General features: G+C 60.2%; 18 protein-coding genes. 10 read left to right on the top strand and 8 right to left on the bottom strand.

Going from position 1 to position 18,621, the window contains the following annotated elements; translation table 11 throughout:
* Positions 1–18: 18 nt before the first annotated feature.
* Positions 19–1,125: an ABC transporter substrate-binding protein gene (locus NKJ21_RS19470; protein ID WP_004147267.1), complete on the bottom strand. Its 1,107-nt coding sequence runs from the start codon at positions 1,123–1,125 to the stop codon at positions 19–21.
* On the opposite strand from NKJ21_RS19470, the gene NKJ21_RS19475 reads away from it, so the two are divergent.
* On the top strand, positions 1,118–1,261 hold the full coding sequence (locus NKJ21_RS19475) for a hypothetical protein (protein ID WP_162994801.1): 144 nt from the start codon (positions 1,118–1,120) through the stop codon (positions 1,259–1,261). The genes NKJ21_RS19470 and NKJ21_RS19475 overlap by 8 nt on opposite strands.
* A gap of 439 nt (positions 1,262–1,700) precedes the next feature.
* Here the strand turns inward: NKJ21_RS19475 and eutC are convergent, their stop codons facing one another.
* Genes eutC through eat form a run of 3 tightly spaced genes read right to left on the bottom strand, consistent with a single transcriptional unit; the run spans position 1,701 to position 5,251 of the window.
* Positions 1,701–2,477, bottom strand: a complete 777-nt coding sequence (gene eutC, locus NKJ21_RS19480) for an ethanolamine ammonia-lyase subunit EutC (RefSeq protein ID WP_023297110.1) — start codon at positions 2,475–2,477, stop codon at positions 1,701–1,703.
* Positions 2,474–3,862, bottom strand: a complete 1,389-nt coding sequence (locus tag NKJ21_RS19485; RefSeq protein ID WP_060876164.1) for an ethanolamine ammonia-lyase subunit EutB — start codon at positions 3,860–3,862, stop codon at positions 2,474–2,476. The genes eutC and NKJ21_RS19485 overlap by 4 nt, the downstream gene beginning before the upstream one ends.
* Before the next feature lie 9 nt (positions 3,863–3,871).
* Entirely contained in the window at positions 3,872–5,251 is a 1,380-nt protein-coding gene (eat, locus tag NKJ21_RS19490; protein WP_008805328.1) for an ethanolamine permease, read from the bottom strand.
* 74 nt (positions 5,252–5,325) lie between these two features.
* On the opposite strand from eat, the gene NKJ21_RS19495 reads away from it, so the two are divergent.
* From NKJ21_RS19495 to tauD, 7 genes are all read left to right on the top strand, one after another.
* The gene (locus NKJ21_RS19495) at positions 5,326–5,442 is read left to right on the top strand and encodes a hypothetical protein (protein WP_012542728.1); all 117 of its coding nucleotides are present in this window, start codon (positions 5,326–5,328) and stop codon (positions 5,440–5,442) included.
* A gap of 82 nt (positions 5,443–5,524) precedes the next feature.
* Positions 5,525–6,934, top strand: a complete 1,410-nt coding sequence (gene mmuP, locus NKJ21_RS19500; RefSeq protein WP_032739171.1) for an S-methylmethionine permease — start codon at positions 5,525–5,527, stop codon at positions 6,932–6,934.
* Positions 6,921–7,853 (top strand): homocysteine S-methyltransferase, encoded by a 933-nt coding sequence (gene mmuM / locus NKJ21_RS19505; RefSeq protein ID WP_008805330.1) that lies wholly within the window; start codon positions 6,921–6,923, stop codon positions 7,851–7,853. The genes mmuP and mmuM overlap by 14 nt, the downstream gene beginning before the upstream one ends.
* A 224-nt stretch (positions 7,854–8,077) precedes the next feature.
* Entirely contained in the window at positions 8,078–9,040 is a 963-nt protein-coding gene (tauA, locus tag NKJ21_RS19510) for a taurine ABC transporter substrate-binding protein (RefSeq protein ID WP_008805331.1), read from the top strand.
* 11 nt (positions 9,041–9,051) lie between these two features.
* Positions 9,052–9,819: a taurine ABC transporter ATP-binding subunit gene (tauB, locus tag NKJ21_RS19515; protein WP_254733164.1), complete on the top strand. Its 768-nt coding sequence runs from the start codon at positions 9,052–9,054 to the stop codon at positions 9,817–9,819.
* The gene (gene tauC, locus NKJ21_RS19520; RefSeq protein WP_008805332.1) at positions 9,816–10,643 is read left to right on the top strand and encodes a taurine ABC transporter permease TauC; all 828 of its coding nucleotides are present in this window, start codon (positions 9,816–9,818) and stop codon (positions 10,641–10,643) included. The genes tauB and tauC overlap by 4 nt, the downstream gene beginning before the upstream one ends.
* Complete coding sequence (gene tauD / locus NKJ21_RS19525) at positions 10,640–11,491, top strand: taurine dioxygenase (protein WP_004147277.1); 852 nt, start codon at positions 10,640–10,642, stop codon at positions 11,489–11,491. The genes tauC and tauD overlap by 4 nt, the downstream gene beginning before the upstream one ends.
* Positions 11,492–11,665: 174 nt before the next feature.
* Here the strand turns inward: tauD and NKJ21_RS19530 are convergent, their stop codons facing one another.
* The 4 genes from NKJ21_RS19530 to ampH all read right to left on the bottom strand — a co-directional run bounded on the left by NKJ21_RS19530 (position 11,666) and on the right by ampH (position 16,550).
* On the bottom strand, positions 11,666–13,384 hold the full coding sequence (locus NKJ21_RS19530) for a lysophospholipid acyltransferase family protein (protein ID WP_254733166.1): 1,719 nt from the start codon (positions 13,382–13,384) through the stop codon (positions 11,666–11,668).
* A gap of 178 nt (positions 13,385–13,562) precedes the next feature.
* A complete protein-coding gene (locus NKJ21_RS19535; protein ID WP_023339639.1) occupies positions 13,563–14,054 on the bottom strand; it encodes a transposase in 492 nt (163 codons plus the stop codon).
* Positions 14,055–14,309: 255 nt separating this feature from the next.
* Entirely contained in the window at positions 14,310–15,284 is a 975-nt protein-coding gene (gene hemB / locus NKJ21_RS19540; RefSeq protein WP_002890201.1) for a porphobilinogen synthase, read from the bottom strand.
* 105 nt (positions 15,285–15,389) lie between these two features.
* The gene (ampH, locus tag NKJ21_RS19545; RefSeq protein WP_008805334.1) at positions 15,390–16,550 is read right to left on the bottom strand and encodes a D-alanyl-D-alanine-carboxypeptidase/endopeptidase AmpH; all 1,161 of its coding nucleotides are present in this window, start codon (positions 16,548–16,550) and stop codon (positions 15,390–15,392) included.
* A gap of 219 nt (positions 16,551–16,769) precedes the next feature.
* Between ampH and NKJ21_RS19550 the strand changes: the two genes are divergently transcribed.
* Together NKJ21_RS19550 and sbmA are read left to right on the top strand one after the other, a co-directional pair.
* Positions 16,770–17,282, top strand: a complete 513-nt coding sequence (locus tag NKJ21_RS19550; protein ID WP_162493340.1) for an isochorismatase family protein — start codon at positions 16,770–16,772, stop codon at positions 17,280–17,282.
* Between the two features lie 117 nt (positions 17,283–17,399).
* A complete protein-coding gene (gene sbmA / locus NKJ21_RS19555; RefSeq protein WP_008805336.1) occupies positions 17,400–18,620 on the top strand; it encodes a peptide antibiotic transporter SbmA in 1,221 nt (406 codons plus the stop codon).
* Position 18,621 lies beyond the last annotated feature (1 nt).

Below are 18,621 nucleotides of genomic sequence, written 5' to 3' on the forward strand. Positions count from 1 at the left end.
TTGTAGCCTCGTCACAACTTAAGGGTTAACCACGGTACGAAACGCCAGCTTGCCATCTTTCACTTCGTTGATGACCGCGCTGCGAATGGCATCGCCGTTCTGTAACGTCAGCGTGCCGGTCACGCCCTGGAAATCTTTGGTGGCGCGGATTTTTTCATTCACGCAGACCCGATCGTGGGGATCGCTGCACTGGTTCATGGCGTTGACGATGACGTTATAGGCGTCCGCCGCCATTGCGCCCCAGGTATGGGTCGGCTGCTGGTATTTGGCTTCCCAGGCTTTGATGAAGGTTTCCCCGGCCGGGGTCTGCTCTTTGGCGTTCGGCGAGTAATAATCGGTGGTCATATAGCCGTTGACCGCGTCTTTACCGACATCGAAGAAGACCTGATCCGCGGCCAGACCGTCGCCGCCCACTACCGGTTTGTTGAGCCCCAGTTGTTTAGACTGCACGGCAATCAGCGCCCCTTCGGTGTAGTAGATCGGCATGTAAATCATGTCGACATTCTTCGCCTTGACGCTCGCCAACTGGGCTTTAAAGTCCTTGCTGCCGCCCGGGGCCTGTACCTCGATGGGAATGGTGCCGCCGTTTTTCAGGAACTGGGTGCGGAACGCTTTCGCCAGGCCGACGGAGTAGTCGTTGCTGCTGTCAAACACGATGGCGGCGGTTTTGGCTTTCAGATCGCGGGAGGCCAGATTGGCCCCGACCACCCCCTGGAAACTGTCCGAGAAACAGACCCGGCTGACGTACGGATGGTTACGGGTGACGCGGTCGTTGGTGGCGGTGGAGGAGACCAGCGGCGTTTTGCTGTCGTCGGCGATCTTGGTCATCGCCAGGGTGTTGGAGGAGGTGACTTCCCCGATCACGGCATCCACTTTATCGCTGGAGACCAGGCGCTGCATGGCGTTAGCCGCTTCGACTTTGTCGCTTTTATCATCGATAACGATAAGCTTGATGGTATCGCCATTTTTTAAGGTCGGGGTGATGGCCTGAATAATGTCCAGCCCTTTCTGCGACGGCTGGCCATAGCCGCTGAGGGCGCCGCTCAGGGGTAATACCACCCCGATTTTAATTTCCGCTGCCTGCGCGCTGCTGGCGCCGACCAGCGCGGCAACCAGCGTGGCCATTAAAGACGCTTTCCCGGAAAACGATTTCATGGGTATTTCTCCGTCGGTCGATTATTTATCTTTAACCATCAATGACTGCATAACATTGAGGAATAATTCGCCAGCGTGTCCGGCGAATTATTGGCTGTTATGTTGAATAGATAACGAGATATATACCCTAAATAATTCGAGTCGCATGAAGGCGGCAAGTGAGCGAGTCCCCAGGCGCTTACCGAAGTCAGTGACTGGGGGGAGAGAACGCAGCCAACGCACATGCAACTTGAAGTATGACGGGTATTTTTAATGCGCTGATTTACCTTACAACGTCCGTTTCGTTTTTACTCATGCAATATTCTTATTACCTGCTGGGAGAGGCATAAGGCTGATGACAACACGGTTTTTGGTACGGTGAACGCATTTTGCCGGGTGGCGACTGGCGCCTTACCCGGCCTGAAAAATCCACCATATAAACCGGTTGAACGGTTTGCGCAGGCCCGCGCAAGCGAAGCGCCGTCGGGCAATTTCAGCGCGCACCCGAATATAATATTCAGGTGCGCCGGTAGTATTAAAATTTATTCTGCTGCTGGTGTGACTTATTATTTTAAAGGGGTCAACGGTTTTATTTTTCCATGCAGCGCCGGATTATCACTTTCATCTTTTAACTGCACGCCGGTGACGCGGCGTAAAAAAGCCTGCTCCAGCAGCCAGGCCAGTTTAAAGGCGGCGGCGTCATGGCTTAATCCCTCCGGACGAATATTGGAGATACAGTTGCGCTCAGATTCCAGACGCTGACGATGGGGCTGCCAGGTAAGGTAAACGCCGAGGCTGTCCGGCGAAGAGAGACCCGGTCGTTCGCCAATCAGGATCGCCACCGCGCGGGCTTTCAGGGTTTCGCCAATATCATCCCCCAGCGCCACCCGCGACTGATGCGCCAGCACTACCGGCGCCAGGCCGATACCCAGCGTTTGCAGATAGGGCAGCAGGGCGCGGATCAATGGCACCGCCTGGCGCTCTACCGCCCAGGAAGAGAGGCCATCGCCGATCACCAGCAGCAGATCGGCGGGGCGGACGCCGCTGGCGGCGAGGTCGGCGCGGCTTTCGTCGGCGAGCTGCCGCCCGAGATCCGGACGCCGCAGATAGGTGTGACGGTCCGGCGCGGCGCTGCGCACCGTCAGGGCGTCGAGGCCGAGCGCCGCCAGCGGCGCCACCAGCTGCTGGCTGGCGAACGGTTGATGAATGGCATCCCGCGCTCTGGCGTGGGCCAGACCAAAGTTGAGAACTTCGCGGGTCGGCAGGCTGGCGCCGCTGCGCCCCAGGGCGATCCGCGCATCGGTAAATTCACGCAGCGGGTTCCAGGCATCGGGACGGTTCATACAGGGGCTCCTTGCGGCAGAACGGACAACAGCGGATGGCGGGCGTCAGTGAGCCGCAGCGCGCCGTGCGGATCGATAATTTGCATCTTCGCCAGCCAGTCGGCGAACTCCGGGGCATGTTTTAAGCCCAGCAGGCGACGGGCGTACAGCGCGTCATGGAACGAGGTGCTCTGGTAATTGAGCATGATATCGTCCGCTCCGGGCACACCGATCAGGAAGGTGAGCCCGGCGGTGCACAGCAGAGTCAGCAGGGTGTCCATATCATCCTGATCCGCTTCCGCGTGGTTGGTATAGCAGACGTCGCAGCCGATCGGCAGGCCCATCAGCTTGCCGCAGAAATGATCCTCCAGCCCGGCGCGAATAATCTGCTTGCCGTCGTAGAGATACTCCGGACCGATAAAGCCGACCACGGTATTGACCAGTAGCGGTTCAAAGTGACGGGCGACGGCGTAGGCCCGCGCCTCACAGGTCTGTTGATCGACGCCGTGGTGGGCGTTGGCCGACAGGCAGCTTCCCTGGCCGGTCTCAAAATACATCACATTGTTGCCGAGGGTACCGCGCCTGAGGCTGAGGGCCGCCTCGCGGGCCTCCTGCAGCATGGCAAGATTGATGCCGAAGCCGCTGTTGGCCGCTTCGGTTCCCGCCACCGACTGAAACACCAGATCCACCGGCGCGCCGCGCTCAATCAGCTGCAGCGTATTGGTGACATGGGTCAGAATGCAGGACTGGGTGGGAATGGCGAAGCGCTGAATAATATCGTCCAGCATGACGTTCAGCTGCGCCAGCACCGGTAAGCTGTCGCTGGCCGGGTTGATGCCGATCACCGCGTCCCCGGCGCCGTACAGCAGCCCGTCGAGCATACTGGCGGCGATGCCTTTCAGGTCGTCGGTAGGATGGTTGGGCTGCAGGCGTACGCTGAGGTGGCCGGGCAGGCCGATGGTGTTGCGAAAGCGCGTCACCACCTGGCATTTGCTGGCGGCAAGGATCAGATCCTGATTGCGCATCAGCTTACTGACCGCCGCCGCCATCTCCGGGGTGATGGCGCGGGCGACCCGCTGCAGCGTGGCGGTATCGGTAGCATCATCCAGCAGCCAGTCGCGAAAATCGCCGACCGTCAGATGGCGCAGGTCGGCAAAGCCCTGCGCATCATGGGTGTCGAGGATCAGGCGAGTCACTTCGTCCTGCTCGTAAGGGATAAGCGGGTTGTCGAGAATGTCGGTCAGCGGCACCTCGGCGAGGGCCATTTTCGCCGCCATCCGCTCTTCGGCTGAGGTGGCGATAACCCCTGCGAGGGCGTCGCCGGAGCGGGCTGGCGACGCTTTCGCCATCAACGTTTTCAGACTATCAAAGCGCCATACCTGGCCCGATAGCGTGGTTTTATACATGCCGCCTCCTCAGGAGACCGTGCGCAGTTGAGGATCCACTGGCGCCCGTTCACGGGCCGCTGCGGTTTTGCGGAACCACAGGTAGCCGCCGAGCATCATCGCCGCGAAAATCAGCGCCAGCAGCAGGTTATACCAGACCATCGCCACCAGGCAGAGCACCGCCATGCCGAGGGCAAAGGCCGGCGCCAGCGGGTAGAGCGGGGCGCGGAATGGGCGGATCAGCTTCGGCTCGCTACGGCGCAGTTTGAACAGCGCCGCCATGGAAGTGATATACATAACAATAGCCCCAAATACCGACATAGTGACGATACAGGCGGTCAGCGGCATGCCGCTGATGGTGATCAGCGAGTCGGAGAAGATCGCGGCGATACCGACCACCCCGCCGGCGAGGATCGCCAGATGCGGGGTGCGGGTGCGGCGGTTGAGGGTCGCCAGCCCGGCGGGCAGATAGCCGGCGCGGGCGAGGGAGTAGATCTGCCGCGAATAGCCCATAATGATGCCGTGGAAGGAGGCGACGAGGCCAAACAGCCCCAGCCACACCAGCATATGCAGCCAGCCGCTGCCATTGCCCACCACCGTCTTCATCGCCTGGGGCAGCGGATCGTTAATATTGGACAGCGCGCGCCAGTCGCCGACGCCGCCGGCGAAGACCATCACGCCGATCGCCAGCACCGTCAGCGTCAGAATGCCGCCGCCCAGGGCGCGCGGAATGGTGCGCTGCGGATCTTTGGCCTCTTCGGCCGCCATGGAGGCCCCCTCAATGGCGAGAAAGAACCAGATGGCGAACGGAATGGCGGCGAACATCCCCGGCAGCGCCAGGCCGCTGAAGCTTTCCGCGCCCGCCCAGCCGTTAGTGGTGAAGTGGCTCCAGGAGAAGCCGGGCGCGACCACGCCCATAAACACCAGCAGCTCGAAGATGGCCAGCAGGGTGACGATCAGCTCAAAGGTGGCGGCAATGCCGACGCCGAGAATATTGAGCGTCATAAAGATCACGTAAGCGCCGCAGGCGACCCATTTCGGATCCAGTGCCGGAAACTGCACGTTGAGGTAGGCGCCGATGGCCATGGCGATGGCCGGCGGGGCGAAGACGAATTCAATCAGGGTGGCAAAACCGGCGATAAAGCCGCCGGTGGGCCCGAAGGCGCGGTAGGCATAGGCGAAAGGGCCGCCAGCGTGCGGGATGGCGGTGGTCAGCTCGGTAAAGCTGAAAATAAAGGCGCAGTACATCGCGGCGACCGCCAGGGCGACGACCATAAACCCCATCGTGCCCGCCTGCGACCAGCCGTAGCTCCAGCCGAAGTACTCCCCGGATATCACCAGTCCGACGGCGATCCCCCATAAACGAAAACTGCCGAGCGTTCTTTTTAAGGTGGTGGTTTGCTCTGTCATACGTGTTGCCTCGCCAGATAGAAAGGTTCTGAACGACAGGCTGCAAAGAGAGTGCCAGAACGTGGTCCGTCGCGATGAGGCGTCAGCGCGTGGCGCGCCCGCTGGCGCTGCGCAAAAATGGGGCAGGCTGCACGCTGTCGGCGCGTGCCCTGGTGCAGCGGCTTTGCTTTTTCCGCGGCGGCACGGTATAACACTTCTTCTTTTGGATGTTTAGATGTCTATACGTTTGTACGCATCATGACCCGGGCAAGCGGGCTGGCGTGAGAAAATAAAATGCAAAGCACAACACAACAACAAGGTGGGCAACTGAAGCGCACCATGAAAACGCGCCATCTGATCATGCTGTCGCTCGGCGGCGTGATTGGCACCGGCTTATTTTTTAATACCGGCTATATCATCTCCACCACCGGCGCGGCCGGGACGCTGCTGGCGTATCTGATTGGCGCCCTGGTGGTCTGGCTGGTGATGCAGTGCCTCGGTGAATTGTCGGTGGCGATGCCGGAGACCGGCGCCTTCCACGTTTACGCGGCGCGCTATCTTGGCCCGGCGACGGGCTATACCGTGGCGTGGCTCTACTGGCTAACGTGGACGGTGGCGCTGGGTTCGAGCTTCACCGCGGCGGGTTTCTGCATGCAGTACTGGTTCCCGCAGGTGCCGGTCTGGATCTGGTGCGTGGTGTTCTGCGCGGTGATCTTCGGCCTTAATATCATTTCGACGCGCTTCTTCGCGGAAGGCGAGTTCTGGTTCTCGCTGGTGAAAGTGATCACCATCATCGCGTTTATTATTCTCGGCGGCGCGGCCATTTTCGGCATCATTCCGATGCAGGATGGCTCGCCGGCGCCGGGCCTGCACAATATCACCGCCGAAGGCTGGTTCCCGCACGGCGGCCTGCCGATCCTGATGACCATGGTGGCGGTGAACTTCGCCTTCTCCGGGACGGAGCTTATCGGCATTGCCGCCGGAGAGACGGAAAACCCGCATAAGGTTATTCCGGTCGCCATCCGCACCACCATTGCCCGGCTGATTATTTTCTTTATCGGCACCGTGTTCGTGCTGGCGGCGCTGATCCCAATGCAGCAGGCGGGGGTGGAGAAAAGCCCCTTCGTGCTGGTGTTTGAAAAGGTGGGCATCCCTTACGCGGCGGATCTTTTCAACTTTGTGATCCTGACGGCGATCCTGTCGGCGGCTAACTCCGGCCTGTACGCTTCCGGGCGGATGCTGTGGTCGCTGTCGAACGAGAAGACGCTGCCGGCCTGCTTTGCCAAAGTCAATAAACGGGGCGTGCCGGTGACCGCGCTGTCGGTGAGTATGCTGGGCGGCGTGCTGGCGCTGTTCTCCAGCGTGGTGGCGCCCGATACGGTGTTTGTGGCGCTGTCGGCGATCTCCGGTTTTGCGGTAGTGGCGGTGTGGTTGAGCATCTGCGCCTCGCACTTTATGTTCCGCCGCCGCCATCTGCAGCAGGGTAAGGCGCTGAGCGATCTGCAGTATCGCGCTCCCTGGTATCCGGTGGTGCCCGTTCTGGGGTTTGTGCTGTGCCTGGTGGCCTGCGTGGGCCTCGCCTTTGACCCGAGCCAGAGAATTGCGCTGTGGTGCGGGATCCCCTTTGTGGCCCTGTGCTATGGTGCCTGGTATCTCACTCGTTCACGGAATATGACTCAGGAGTCCCAACATGTCGCAGACTAACCCGTTCACTGCTCTGCTTGCCGCCCAGCCTTATGTCCTGCTGGACGGCGCCATGGCCACCGAGCTGGAGGCCCGCGGCTGCGATCTGGCCGACAGCCTGTGGTCGGCGAAAGTGCTGCTGGAGAACCCGCAGCTGATCCGCGATGTGCATCTCGACTACTTTCGCGCCGGGGCGCAGGTGGCGATCACCGCCAGCTATCAGGCCACCCCGGCGGGCTTTGCCGCGCGCGGGCTGGATGATGCGCAGTCCCGGGCGCTGATCGGCAAAAGCGTCGAACTGGCGCGCAAAGCGCGCGAGGCGTACCTCGCCGAGAACCCGCAGGCCGGCACGCTGCTGGTGGCCGGTTCGGTAGGGCCGTATGGCGCGTTTCTCGCCGACGGCTCGGAGTATCGCGGCGATTATCAGCGCAGCGCGGCAGAGTTCCAGGATTTCCACCGCCCGCGCGTCGAAGCCCTTCTGGATGCGGGCGCCGACCTGCTGGCCTGTGAAACCCTGCCGTCATTTGCTGAGATCCAGGCGCTGACGGCCCTGCTGCAGGACTATCCCCGCGCCCGCGCCTGGTACTCTTTCACGCTGCGCGACGCCGAACATCTCAGCGATGGGACGCCGCTACGCGAGGTGATGGCTGCCCTGGCGGATAACCCGCAGGTGGTGGCGGTGGGCATCAACTGTATCGCCCTGGAAAATACGCCCGCGGCGCTGGCGCATCTGCACAGCCTGACGGCCCTGCCGCTGGTGGTCTATCCTAACTCCGGCGAACATTATGATGCGGTGAGCAAGACCTGGCACCATCATGGCGAAGCCTGCGCCACCCTAGCGGATTATCTGCCGCAGTGGCTGGCGGCCGGGGCGAAGCTGATTGGCGGCTGCTGCCGCACCACGCCGAAGGATATCGCCGCGCTTAACGCGAAGCGCTGAGTTTTGTGCCGGGTGGCGCTGCGCTTACCCGGCCTACACTTTGCGCGATCCGTCGCCGCCACCCGGCGCCAACCGTCTGCCACTCACCAACCGCTCAAAACCAACTATCCTTTCCCGCTTTTGTTCTAAAAACGATTCGCTATTAGCCAGAATTTTTAATTACTTCATCTCCCTCCTGATGCCGGAAATACTGCACCTATAACAACTCAGGGGAAGCAGACATTATGGCATTCACATCGCGAATTACTCTTCTGGCGGCGCTGGCTGTCGCCGCCTTCCAGGCGCAGGCGGTCAACGTGACCGTGGCGTATCAAACCTCCGCTGAGCCGGCGAAAGTCGCCCAGGCGGACAACACCTTCGCCAAAACCAGCGGCGCGACCGTCGACTGGCGGAAATTCGACAGCGGCGCCAGCGTGGTGCGTGCCCTGGCCTCCGGCGATGTGCAGATCGGCAATATCGGCTCCAGCCCGCTGGCGGTGGCCGCCAGTCAGCAGGTGCCGATTGAAGTGTTCCTGCTCGCTTCAAAGCTCGGCAACTCCGAAGCGCTGGTGGTGAAAAAAAGCATTACCAAACCGGAAGATCTGATCGGCAAGCGCATCGCCGTGCCGTTTATCTCCACCACCCACTACAGCCTGTTGTCGGCGCTCAAACACTGGGGCATCAAGCCGGGCCAGGTGCAGATTATTAACCTGCAGCCGCCGGCGATCATCGCCGCCTGGCAGCGCGGGGATATCGATGGCGCTTACGTCTGGGCGCCAGCGGTTAACGAACTGGAAAAAGAGGGCAAGGTGCTGACCGATTCCGCGCAGGTGGGGGAGTGGGGCGCGCCGACCCTCGACGTTTGGGTGGTCCGTAAGGACTTCGCCGAGCAGCATCCGGAGATCGTCAAAGCCTTTGCTAAAAGCGCCATCGACGCCCAGCAGCCCTACATCGCCAACCCGGAAACATGGCTGAAACAGCCGGACAACATCAGCAAGCTGGCGCGCCTGAGCGGCGTGCCGGAAGCCGATGTCCCCGGGCTGGTGAAGGGGAACACCTACCTGACCGCCGCTGAGCAGGCGCAGGCGCTGAATGGTCCGGTCAATCAGGCCATCGTCGATACCGCGCGCTTCCTGAAAGAGCAGGGCAAAGTGCCCGCGGCGGGAACCGATTATCGTCAGTACGTCACTGACCGTTTCGTGAAGTAAAGGAGGCGGCGATGCTGCAAATCTCGCATCTTTCCGCCGACTACGGCGGTAAACCGGCGCTGGCGGATATCAACCTGACGCTGGAGAGTGGGGAGCTGTTGGTGGTGCTGGGGCCGTCGGGCTGCGGTAAAACTACCCTGCTGAACCTGATTGCCGGATTCGTGCCCTATCAGCACGGCAGCATCACCCTCGAAGGTCAGCGGGTGACCGGGCCGGGCGCAGAGCGCGGCGTGGTCTTCCAGAACGAAGGCCTGCTGCCGTGGCGCAATGTGCAGGATAACGTGGCGCTGGGCCTCCAGCTGGCGGGCGTGGATAAAGCGCAGTGCCGGCAAGCGGCGGCGCAGATGCTGAAGAAGGTGGGTCTCGAAGGGGCGGAAAAACGCTTTATCTGGCAGCTGTCCGGCGGTCAACGCCAGCGGGTGGGCATCGCCCGGGCGCTGGCGGCGAATCCGCAGCTGTTGCTGCTGGATGAGCCCTTCGGCGCGCTTGACGCCTTTACCCGCGAGCAGATGCAGACATTGCTGCTGAAACTGTGGCATGAGACCGGCAAACAGGTGCTGCTGATCACTCATGACATTGAAGAGGCCATCTTTATGGCCACCGAGCTGGTGCTGCTGTCGCCGGGGCCGGGACGGGTGGTGGAGCGGCTGCGGCTTGATTTTAGCCGTCGCTTTGTCGCGGGCGAATCCTGCCGCAGCATCAAATCCGACCCGCGGTTTATTGAACAGCGGGAATACATTCTGAGCCGGGTGTTTGACCAACGGGAGGCTTTCTCATGAGCGTGGTACTGAACGACAAACCGCGTCAGACGACGCTGAAGTGGCGCTGGCCGCTCTCCCGTCAGCTCACCCTCAGCGTGGCGACTCTGGCGGTATTGCTGGCCGTCTGGTGGGCGGTCGCGGCGCTGCAGCTGATTAGCCCGCTGTTTCTGCCGCCGCCGGGCCAGGTACTGCAAAAGCTTATCACCATCGCCGGGCCGCAGGGTTTTATGGATGCGACGCTCTGGCAGCATCTGGCGGCGAGCCTGACGCGGATCGTCATCGCCCTGCTGGCGGCAGTGCTTATTGGCGTACCGGTGGGGATCGCCATGGGGCTCAACTCGACGGTGCGTGGGATCCTCGATCCGCTGATCGAACTCTATCGTCCGGTGCCGCCGCTGGCCTACCTACCGCTGATGGTGATCTGGTTTGGCATCGGTGAAACCTCGAAGATCCTGCTGATCTACCTGGCGATTTTCGCGCCGGTAGCCATGTCGGCGCTGGCAGGGGTAAAAAGCGCGCAGCAGGTGCGCATTCGCGCCGCCCGTTCGCTGGGCGCCAGCCGGGCGCAGGTGCTGTGGCTGGTGATCCTGCCCGGCGCGCTGCCGGAGATCCTCACCGGGCTGCGCATTGGTCTCGGGGTGGGCTGGTCAACGCTGGTGGCCGCTGAGCTGATCGCTGCCACCCGCGGATTAGGATTTATGGTGCAGTCTGCCGGCGAGTTTCTCGCCACCGATGTGGTGCTGGCGGGGATCGCGGTGATTGCCATTATCGCCTTTTTACTGGAACTGGGTCTGCGCGCGCTGCAGCGTCGCCTGACGCCCTGGCATGGAGAAGTACAATGAGTGAACGTCTGAGCATTACCCCGCTGGGGCCCTATATTGGCGCGCAGGTGAGCGGGGCGGATTTAACCCGTCCGCTGAGCGACAACCAGTTTGAACAGCTGTATCACGCGGTGCTGCGTCATCAGGTAGTATTTCTGCGCGAGCAAAATATCACCCCGGCGCAACAGCGCGACCTGGCGCTGCGGTTTGGCGACCTGCATATTCATCCGGTCTACCCTCACGCCCCTGGCGTGGAAGAGATTATCGTCCTCGATACCCACAACGATAATCCCCCGGATAATGACAACTGGCATACCGATGTCACCTTTATCGACACGCCGCCCGCCGGCGCCATTCTGGCGGCGAAAGAGCTGCCGACGACCGGCGGGGACACCCTGTGGACCAGCGGCATCGCCGCCTGGGAAGCGCTGTCAGAACCTTTCCGGCAGCTGCTGAGCGGCCTGCATGCCGAACACGATTTCCGCAAATCGTTCCAGGAGTATAAGTACAACAAGACCGAAGCCGAGCATCGGCGCTGGCAGGAAGCGGTGGCGAAGCATCCGCCGCTGCTGCATCCGGTAGTGCGTACCCACCCGGTGACCGGCAAGCAGGCGCTGTTCGTTAATGAAGGCTTTACCACGCGAATTGTCGAGGTGAGTGAGAAAGAGAGCGCAGCGCTGCTGAACTTCCTGTTTGCTCATGTCACTAAACCGGAGTTTCAGGTGCGCTGGCGCTGGCAGCCGAACGATGTCGCTATCTGGGATAACCGGGTGACCCAGCATTACGCCAACGCCGACTATCTGCCGCAGCGGCGGATCATGCACCGGGCGACGATCCTCGGCGATAAGCCGTATTACCGGGCGGGGTAAGGCTTGTAGCCGGTTAAGGCATCAGCCGCGAGCCGCGGAGAAAAGCGGATGCTGCATTGCCCGCTGCTTCCCGGAGGCGGCGCCTGACGCGGCTTTTCCGGGCGACCGATCCGTCGGAAACGGTGAACCGTAGCCCGGCTAAGGCGCAACGCGCCGCAAGCCGGGAAAAAGCGTTTATGCCGATTTTTGCGCACCCAGATGCGCGCCAATATAGCGCTGATAGCGATTGGCCTTCAGGTAGGTGAGATCCACCAGCACCAGACCATCCACGCAGTTATTGAAATCCGGATCGCTGCCGAAATCGATAAACTGCACGCCGCCCGGCTCGCACACTTCCGAGTACTGCTTATACAGCGGCGGGATCGCGCAGCCGAGATTGCCGAGCAGGGACTTCAGCCGGGCCAGGTCGTCGTTGTAATCCTCCCCGCCAAACTGCGCCAGCACGTCGGGCAGCGACGCCGGATAAGGTCGACGCGACTCCGCCAGCGGATGCGTCGCCGGGAACCACAGCCGGTAGAACGCCACCAGCAGATCGCGGGCGGCGGGCGGCAACCCGCCAGAAATCGACACCGGACCAAACAGATAGCGATAGTGCGGATAGCGCGCCAGATAAGCGCCGATGCCTGACCACAGGTAGTCCAGCCCGCGACGCCCCCAGTAGCGCGGTTGGATAAAGCTGCGCCCCAGCTCAATACCATGCTGCAGGACATCGTCCATCCGCCCGTCGTAATGGAACAGGCTGTAGCTGTAGATCCCTTCCAGGCCGCGCTTTGCCAGCTGGATGGCCGTCGGCATAAAGCGGTAAGCGCCGACGATTTCCAGATCGTCTTCATCCCACAGGATCAGATGCAGATAGTCGTCGTCATACCCGTCGATATCCCGCCGTTTGCCGCTGCCTTCCCCGACCGCGCGGAAGGCGATTTCCCGCAGACGTCCCAGCTCGCGCAGCAGCGGCGCGTCCTCCTGGCCGTTGCGCTGCCAGAGGTAAATCACTTTGCCGTCGGTGGTGCGGCCCAGACACTCGGCCTTATGCAGTTCGCGTTTGAGCAATGCCCGGTCTTCCGGACGGGCGATGGCGCTTTCGGTTTTGAACTGCCCCGGCAGCCCTTTGCGCAGTTGTTCAAGGTGCTGATAGCAGCGGCCGGTAAGCTCGCGAGCGCTGGACTTGGAATCGAACCAGCTCGACCAGGGGATCTGCTGGCCGATGCGCACCGGCAGGCTGCTGTTGCGCCGGCGAAACATCTGCTGCATCAGCAGGAGCAGCGGCAGGTTGTCGGAGACCAGCGTGCTGGCGTAAAACAGGGCGCTGTTGCGGGCGTTAATCCACGCCGGCAGCAGCGGGGCGCGATATTTTGCCGCCAGCTTAATAAAGCCGGAGTGCCATTTTTTATCGCGGATACCGCGACGGGTGAGGCGGGAGACTTCTCCCGCCGGGAAGAAGATCAGCACCCCGCCGGCCTGCAGCTGGTGGTCCATCTGCTGCAGCGCCGCTTTAGCGGTGCGGCCATGAATATTATCTACCGGGATAAACAGCGAGCTCAGGGGCTCAAGGTGGGTGAGCATGCGGTTGGTGACCACTTTGACATCGCGGCGCACGCGGGATACCGCATACAGGAGCGCCAGGCCGTCGAGGGTGCCGGTGGGGTGGTTGGCGATAATGACCAGCGGGCCATATTCGGGGATTTGTTCGAGATCGTGCGCCGGGATGGCACAGCGGATATTGAGGTATTCCAGTACCTGTTCGACCGTATCAAGCCCCTTCAGGTGGCGATGACGATCGGCAAATTGTTGAAACTCTTCCTCATGAAACAGCTTTTTTAACAGTTTCTTTTGCCAGGGGGCGGGCCTCGCCTGAGGCCACAGGTCATCGAGTACGTTGTCGAGACTAAACATAGTGGCTCCTCCTCCGTCCTGCCCAGACAGTAGAAGGTGGAGATGTCGTTCAGATTACAGTTGGGTGAAGTTTCGGTCGCAGCGGGGGAGGTTTCCCGGATAGCGGCTAACGCCTCATCCGGGCTACGGTTGGCGCCGATTTGTAGCCCCGGTAAGCGTCAGCGCCACCGGGGAGAGGCTATCGGCGTTCACCGCAGCTAAGATCAAAGCTATCGCCAGCCCAATTTGGGGGATATAGCCCGCGCTGGACATCGCGATGAAAGGTTGAAAATGGCCAATCGATCACCCGGGTGACCCAGCCATGCTTAAGTGGATTGATATGGATGTAATCAACGTGTCGGCGGTAATCATCTTCATCGCGTATGGCATGCTCCCAGAAGCGCGGTTGCCAGAGGGGTTGTCGTTTTAACGTTCTGCTAAAACAGCCTTTGATATCTCTCCAGCGTGAAGAAAAATCCTCATCATTATGAGGTAGTGTCCAGATGCAATGCAGATGTTCAGGCAACACCACCCAGGCATCAATAATAAAGGGGCGATGTTGTTTAACAACGGCGACAGAGTAGCGCAATAATTCTATGTTTTCAGTTAGGTGCATGCTTCTACGGTCTTTAAGGTTAACAGTGAAGAACCAGGTTCCCCCCTTAATGTAATAACGTCGATAAGCCACCACAGGATCTCCTGGAATTCGGTATTTATGATGTGGTTTAACACGTTAGAAGGCGAAATCCGGTACGCCAAGGAGAAGGCGCAGAAGGTGGAAAGCGGCGCGCAAAGTTTTAGCTACAGATATTGGTTAGCGCCTGTCCCCGGATAGCGGCGCAAGCGCCTTATCCGGGCTACGGTGTGGTGGTCGCGATAAATACAGCGCACCGGGGATGAGGTTTGGTAGCCCCGGTAAGCGAAGCGCCACCGGGGAGGGGCGGGTTTAACGGAGGATTTTTTTCTCGGCCAGATCGAGGGCGAAATAGCTGAAGATCAGGTCGGCGCCTGCGCGTTTGATAGCGCCGAGGCTTTCCAGAACCACTTTCTCTTCATCGATAGCGCCCGCCTGGGCAGCGAATTTGATCATCGCGTACTCCCCGCTGACCTGATAGGCGCCGAGCGGCAGATCGCTGCGTTCGCGGATATCGCGCAGAATATCCAGGTAGGCGCCAGCCGGTTTCACCATCAGACAGTCGGCGCCCTGGGCTTCATCGAGCAGCGACTCGCGAATGGCCTCCCGGCGGTTCATCGGGCTCATCTGATAGGTTTTCCGATCGCCCTTCAGCGCGGTACCGGCCGCTTCGCGGAACGGGCCGTAGAAGGAGGAAGCGAACTTGGTGGAGTAGGACATAATTGCCGTATTAGTGAAACCGGCGGCATCCAGCGAGCGGCGAATCGCCTGTACTTGTCCGTCCATCGCGGCGGAAGGAGCGATGAAATCCGCCCCTGCGGCGGCAGCGACAACGGCCTGTTTGCCGAGGTTTTCCAGGGTCGCGTCGTTATCCACCCCGTGGTCGCACAGCACGCCACAGTGGCCGTGGGAGGTGTATTCACAGAAGCAGGTATCGGACATGACGATCATCTCCGGCACCGTGGACTTGCAGATCCGCGACATACGCGCCACCAGACCATTTTCATTCCAGGTATCGCTGCCGGTGGCATCGGTGTGATGAGAAATGCCAAAGGTCATCACCGAGCGAATACCGGCGTTGGCGATGCGTTCGATTTCACGTGCCAGATATTTTTCCGGAATGCGCATCACGCCGGGCATGGCCTCGATCGCTTTGTAATCATCAATTTCTTCTTCAACAAAGATCGGCAACACCAGGTCGTTCAAACTCAGTGTTGTCTCTTCAAACAGGGCGCGCAGCGCAGCGGATTGACGCAGGCGGCGGGGGCGAGTGATTAAATCTGTCATGGTTTGCCTGATTTTGTGAAATGAAAGACGTTAGTGTAACTGAAATGGCATGGGGATGTTTCGCCAAAACGATCGTTATGTCGTGTTGGCGAAACCCCCGCGAACTTACTGGCTGGCCGTCTGCATGTTGGGCTGCGCGCCGCTCAGCTCGCTGACCAGGTCGTTGATGCCATCGCTCATATTGTTGAAGCGGGTTAACGGCGAGCGGGTTACCACCACAAAAGCGCCGACGTTAGCCTGCGGATTCATCGCCATATAGGTGATAAACCCGCCGCCACCGCCGGTTTTCTGAATAATCCCCGGATGGCCATTCTTCGGCTTCATATACACCCAGCCAAGTCCCAGCGCGTCGGCGCGGCCCGGCACGTCCATACCAATCACCCGGGTCAGTTGGTTACGCTGATAAATCAGCGTCTGCATCCGATCGGCCTGCTGGCTGCGGGTATAGAAATCGGATGACAGGAACTGCTGCATCCAGCGCATCATATCCCCCGGCGTCGAGTAGACTCCGCCGCTGCCGATCGCCGCCAGGGTGTTGTTGCATGGGCTGGCGCCTTTTTCCGGGATCATCAGCCGCTGGCACTGATCCGGTGACGGGGTAAAGGTGGTGTCCTTCATCCCCAGCGGCCGGGTGATCTGTTCTTCAAACAGCTGCGGATAAGGTTTGCCGGCAGCGGTGGAGAGCGCGTCCGCCAGTAAATCAAAGGCCAGGTTGGAGTAGGCCGCCTGTGAGCCCGGCGCGGTCTTCAGGGTCGCGGTAGAGAGCCAGTTCCAGCGCTGCTGGCGGGTCGGCCAGACAAACACCGGACGATGAGCGGCGCCGCCAGGCTGCTCGCGCGGCAGGGCGCTGGTATGGGTTGCGAGGTTAACCAGGGTGATTGGTTTTCCCTGCCAGTCAGGCACCCGGGTACCCGGCGGGGCGTATTTGCTCAGCGGATCGTTGAGTTTCACCACTCCCTGGTCGAGCAGCTTCACCAGCATCTCGCTGGTCATCAGTTTGCTGAGGGAGGCGATACGGATCACCGAGTCGAGCTGCGGGTGCTGATTATTCCCCGGGCGGGTTTCGCCAAAGCTGCGAAAAACACGCTGATTGCCATCGATAACCACCAGCGCCATGCCGGTGGCGCCGCTGCCGTAGTAGATATGATTGGCGTAACGATCGACCACATCCGAGGCGAAAACCGGGTCAACGGTAGGCTGTGCGGCCTGCACCGAGGTCCACGACGCCGCGCACAGCGCAGCAAAAATGAGCAAACTACGTTTCAACGGAGATCATCCATTAAATAAATAAAAAAGAAGAGGGTATTTATACTACGAAGTGGCGCAGAACAAAGTGGGATTCACGACATTCCTGCAGGAAAAAGGTAACGGTGCGTAAAAAAGACTTTTTTACGCTTTCAGATATCGGCTTTTTCCGCTGCCGCGTATGATGACCGTTTGGCTGAAAGTTCGTGGGAGAGAACAATGACGGCTCAACGGGTAGTGATGGTCGTGGATATGCAAAACGGCGTGTTCGCCACGCCGCGTCTGGCGCGCGAGCGCTGCGTCGCGCAAATTAATCGTCTGGTACGCGCGGCGGACAAGGTTATTTTCATTCAGCATGATGAGGCCGGCGGCCTCGAAGCCGGCAGCGAAGGCTTCGCCCTGCTTCCCGAGCTGGAACAGCCAGCTGGCGCGCTGTATGTCACCAAAACCGCCTGCGACGCCTTCTACCACACCTCGCTGGCGCAGGTGCTGGACGAACACGACATTCAGCAGTTCGTCATCTGCGGCTGCGCCACCGACTACTGCCTCGACACCACCATTAAAAACGGCGCCAGCCGCGGGTACGGTATTGTGATCGCGGAAGATGCCCATACCACCGCCGACCGCCCCGCCGCGCAGGCCGCGACGCTTATCGCCCACTACAATGAGGTGTGGCGTACGCTGACCGTTCCTGGCAATCCTTTACAGGTGAAACCCACAGAAACAATTCTGCACGCCTGGCAGCAGAACTAAGCTGTTGATATCCGGTCTTATCATTCGTCTGCCCCGCGAGAGCGCATCCACGCGGCGGCCGACGTATGCGTCGTACACAGCAATAGCAGAACGATAAGAAGTTAGCAGGAGACAATGATGTTTAAATCTTTTTTCCCCAAACCGGGGCCGTTTTTTATTTCTGCCTTTATCTGGTCGCTGCTGGCCGTGATCTTTTGGCAGGCGGGCGGCGGCGACTGGCTGCTGCGGGTCACCGGAGCATCGCAAAATGTGGCGATCAGCGCGGCGCGCTTCTGGTCGCTCAACTATCTGGTGTTCTACGCTTACTATCTGTTTTGCGTCGGCGTGTTTGCACTCTTCTGGTTTGTCTACTGCCCGCATCGCTGGCAGTACTGGTCGATTCTCGGCACGTCGCTCATCATCTTCGTCACCTGGTTTCTGGTGGAAGTCGGGGTGGCGATCAACGCCTGGTATGCGCCGTTCTACGACCTGATCCAGAGCGCGCTGGCCACCCCGCATAAGGTCAGCATCAACCAGTTTTATCATGAGATCGGCATCTTTCTCGGCATCGCGCTCATCGCGGTGATCATTGGCGTGATGAACAACTTCTTCGTCAGCCACTACGTCTTCCGCTGGCGCACGGCGATGAACGAACACTATATGGCCCACTGGCAGCATCTGCGCCATATCGAAGGCGCCGCGCAGCGTGTGCAGGAAGATACCATGCGCTTTGCCTCCACCCTGGAAGATATGGGGGTAAGCTTTATCAACGCGGTGATGACCTTGATCGCCTTCCTGCCGGTGCTGGTGACGCTCTCCGAACACGTTCCCGACCTGCCTATCGTCGGCCATTTGCCGTATGGTCTGGTGATTGCCGCTATCGTCTGGTCGCTGATGGGGACCGGCCTGCTGGCGGTGGTGGGGATTAAGCTGCCGGGCCTGGAGTTTAAAAACCAGCGCGTGGAAGCCGCCTATCGTAAAGAGCTGGTCTACGGTGAGGACGATGAAACCCGCGCCACGCCGCCGACGGTGCGCGAGCTGTTCAGCGCGGTGCGTCGCAACTATTTCCGTCTCTATTTCCACTATATGTATTTCAATATCGCCCGCATTCTCTACCTGCAGGTGGATAACGTTTTCGGCCTTTTCCTGCTGTTTCCGTCGATCGTTGCCGGTACGATTACCCTCGGGCTGATGACGCAAATTACCAACGTCTTCGGCCAGGTGCGCGGCTCGTTCCAGTACCTGATTAGCTCGTGGACGACGCTGGTGGAACTGATGTCCATCTACAAACGTCTGCGCAGTTTTGAACGCGAGCTGGACGGCAAGCCGCTGCAGGAAGCGATCCCGACATTACGTTAAT

The sequence above is a fragment of the Klebsiella sp. SWET4 genome, assembly GCF_024296565.1.
GTDB lineage: Bacteria > Pseudomonadota > Gammaproteobacteria > Enterobacterales > Enterobacteriaceae > Klebsiella > Klebsiella variicola.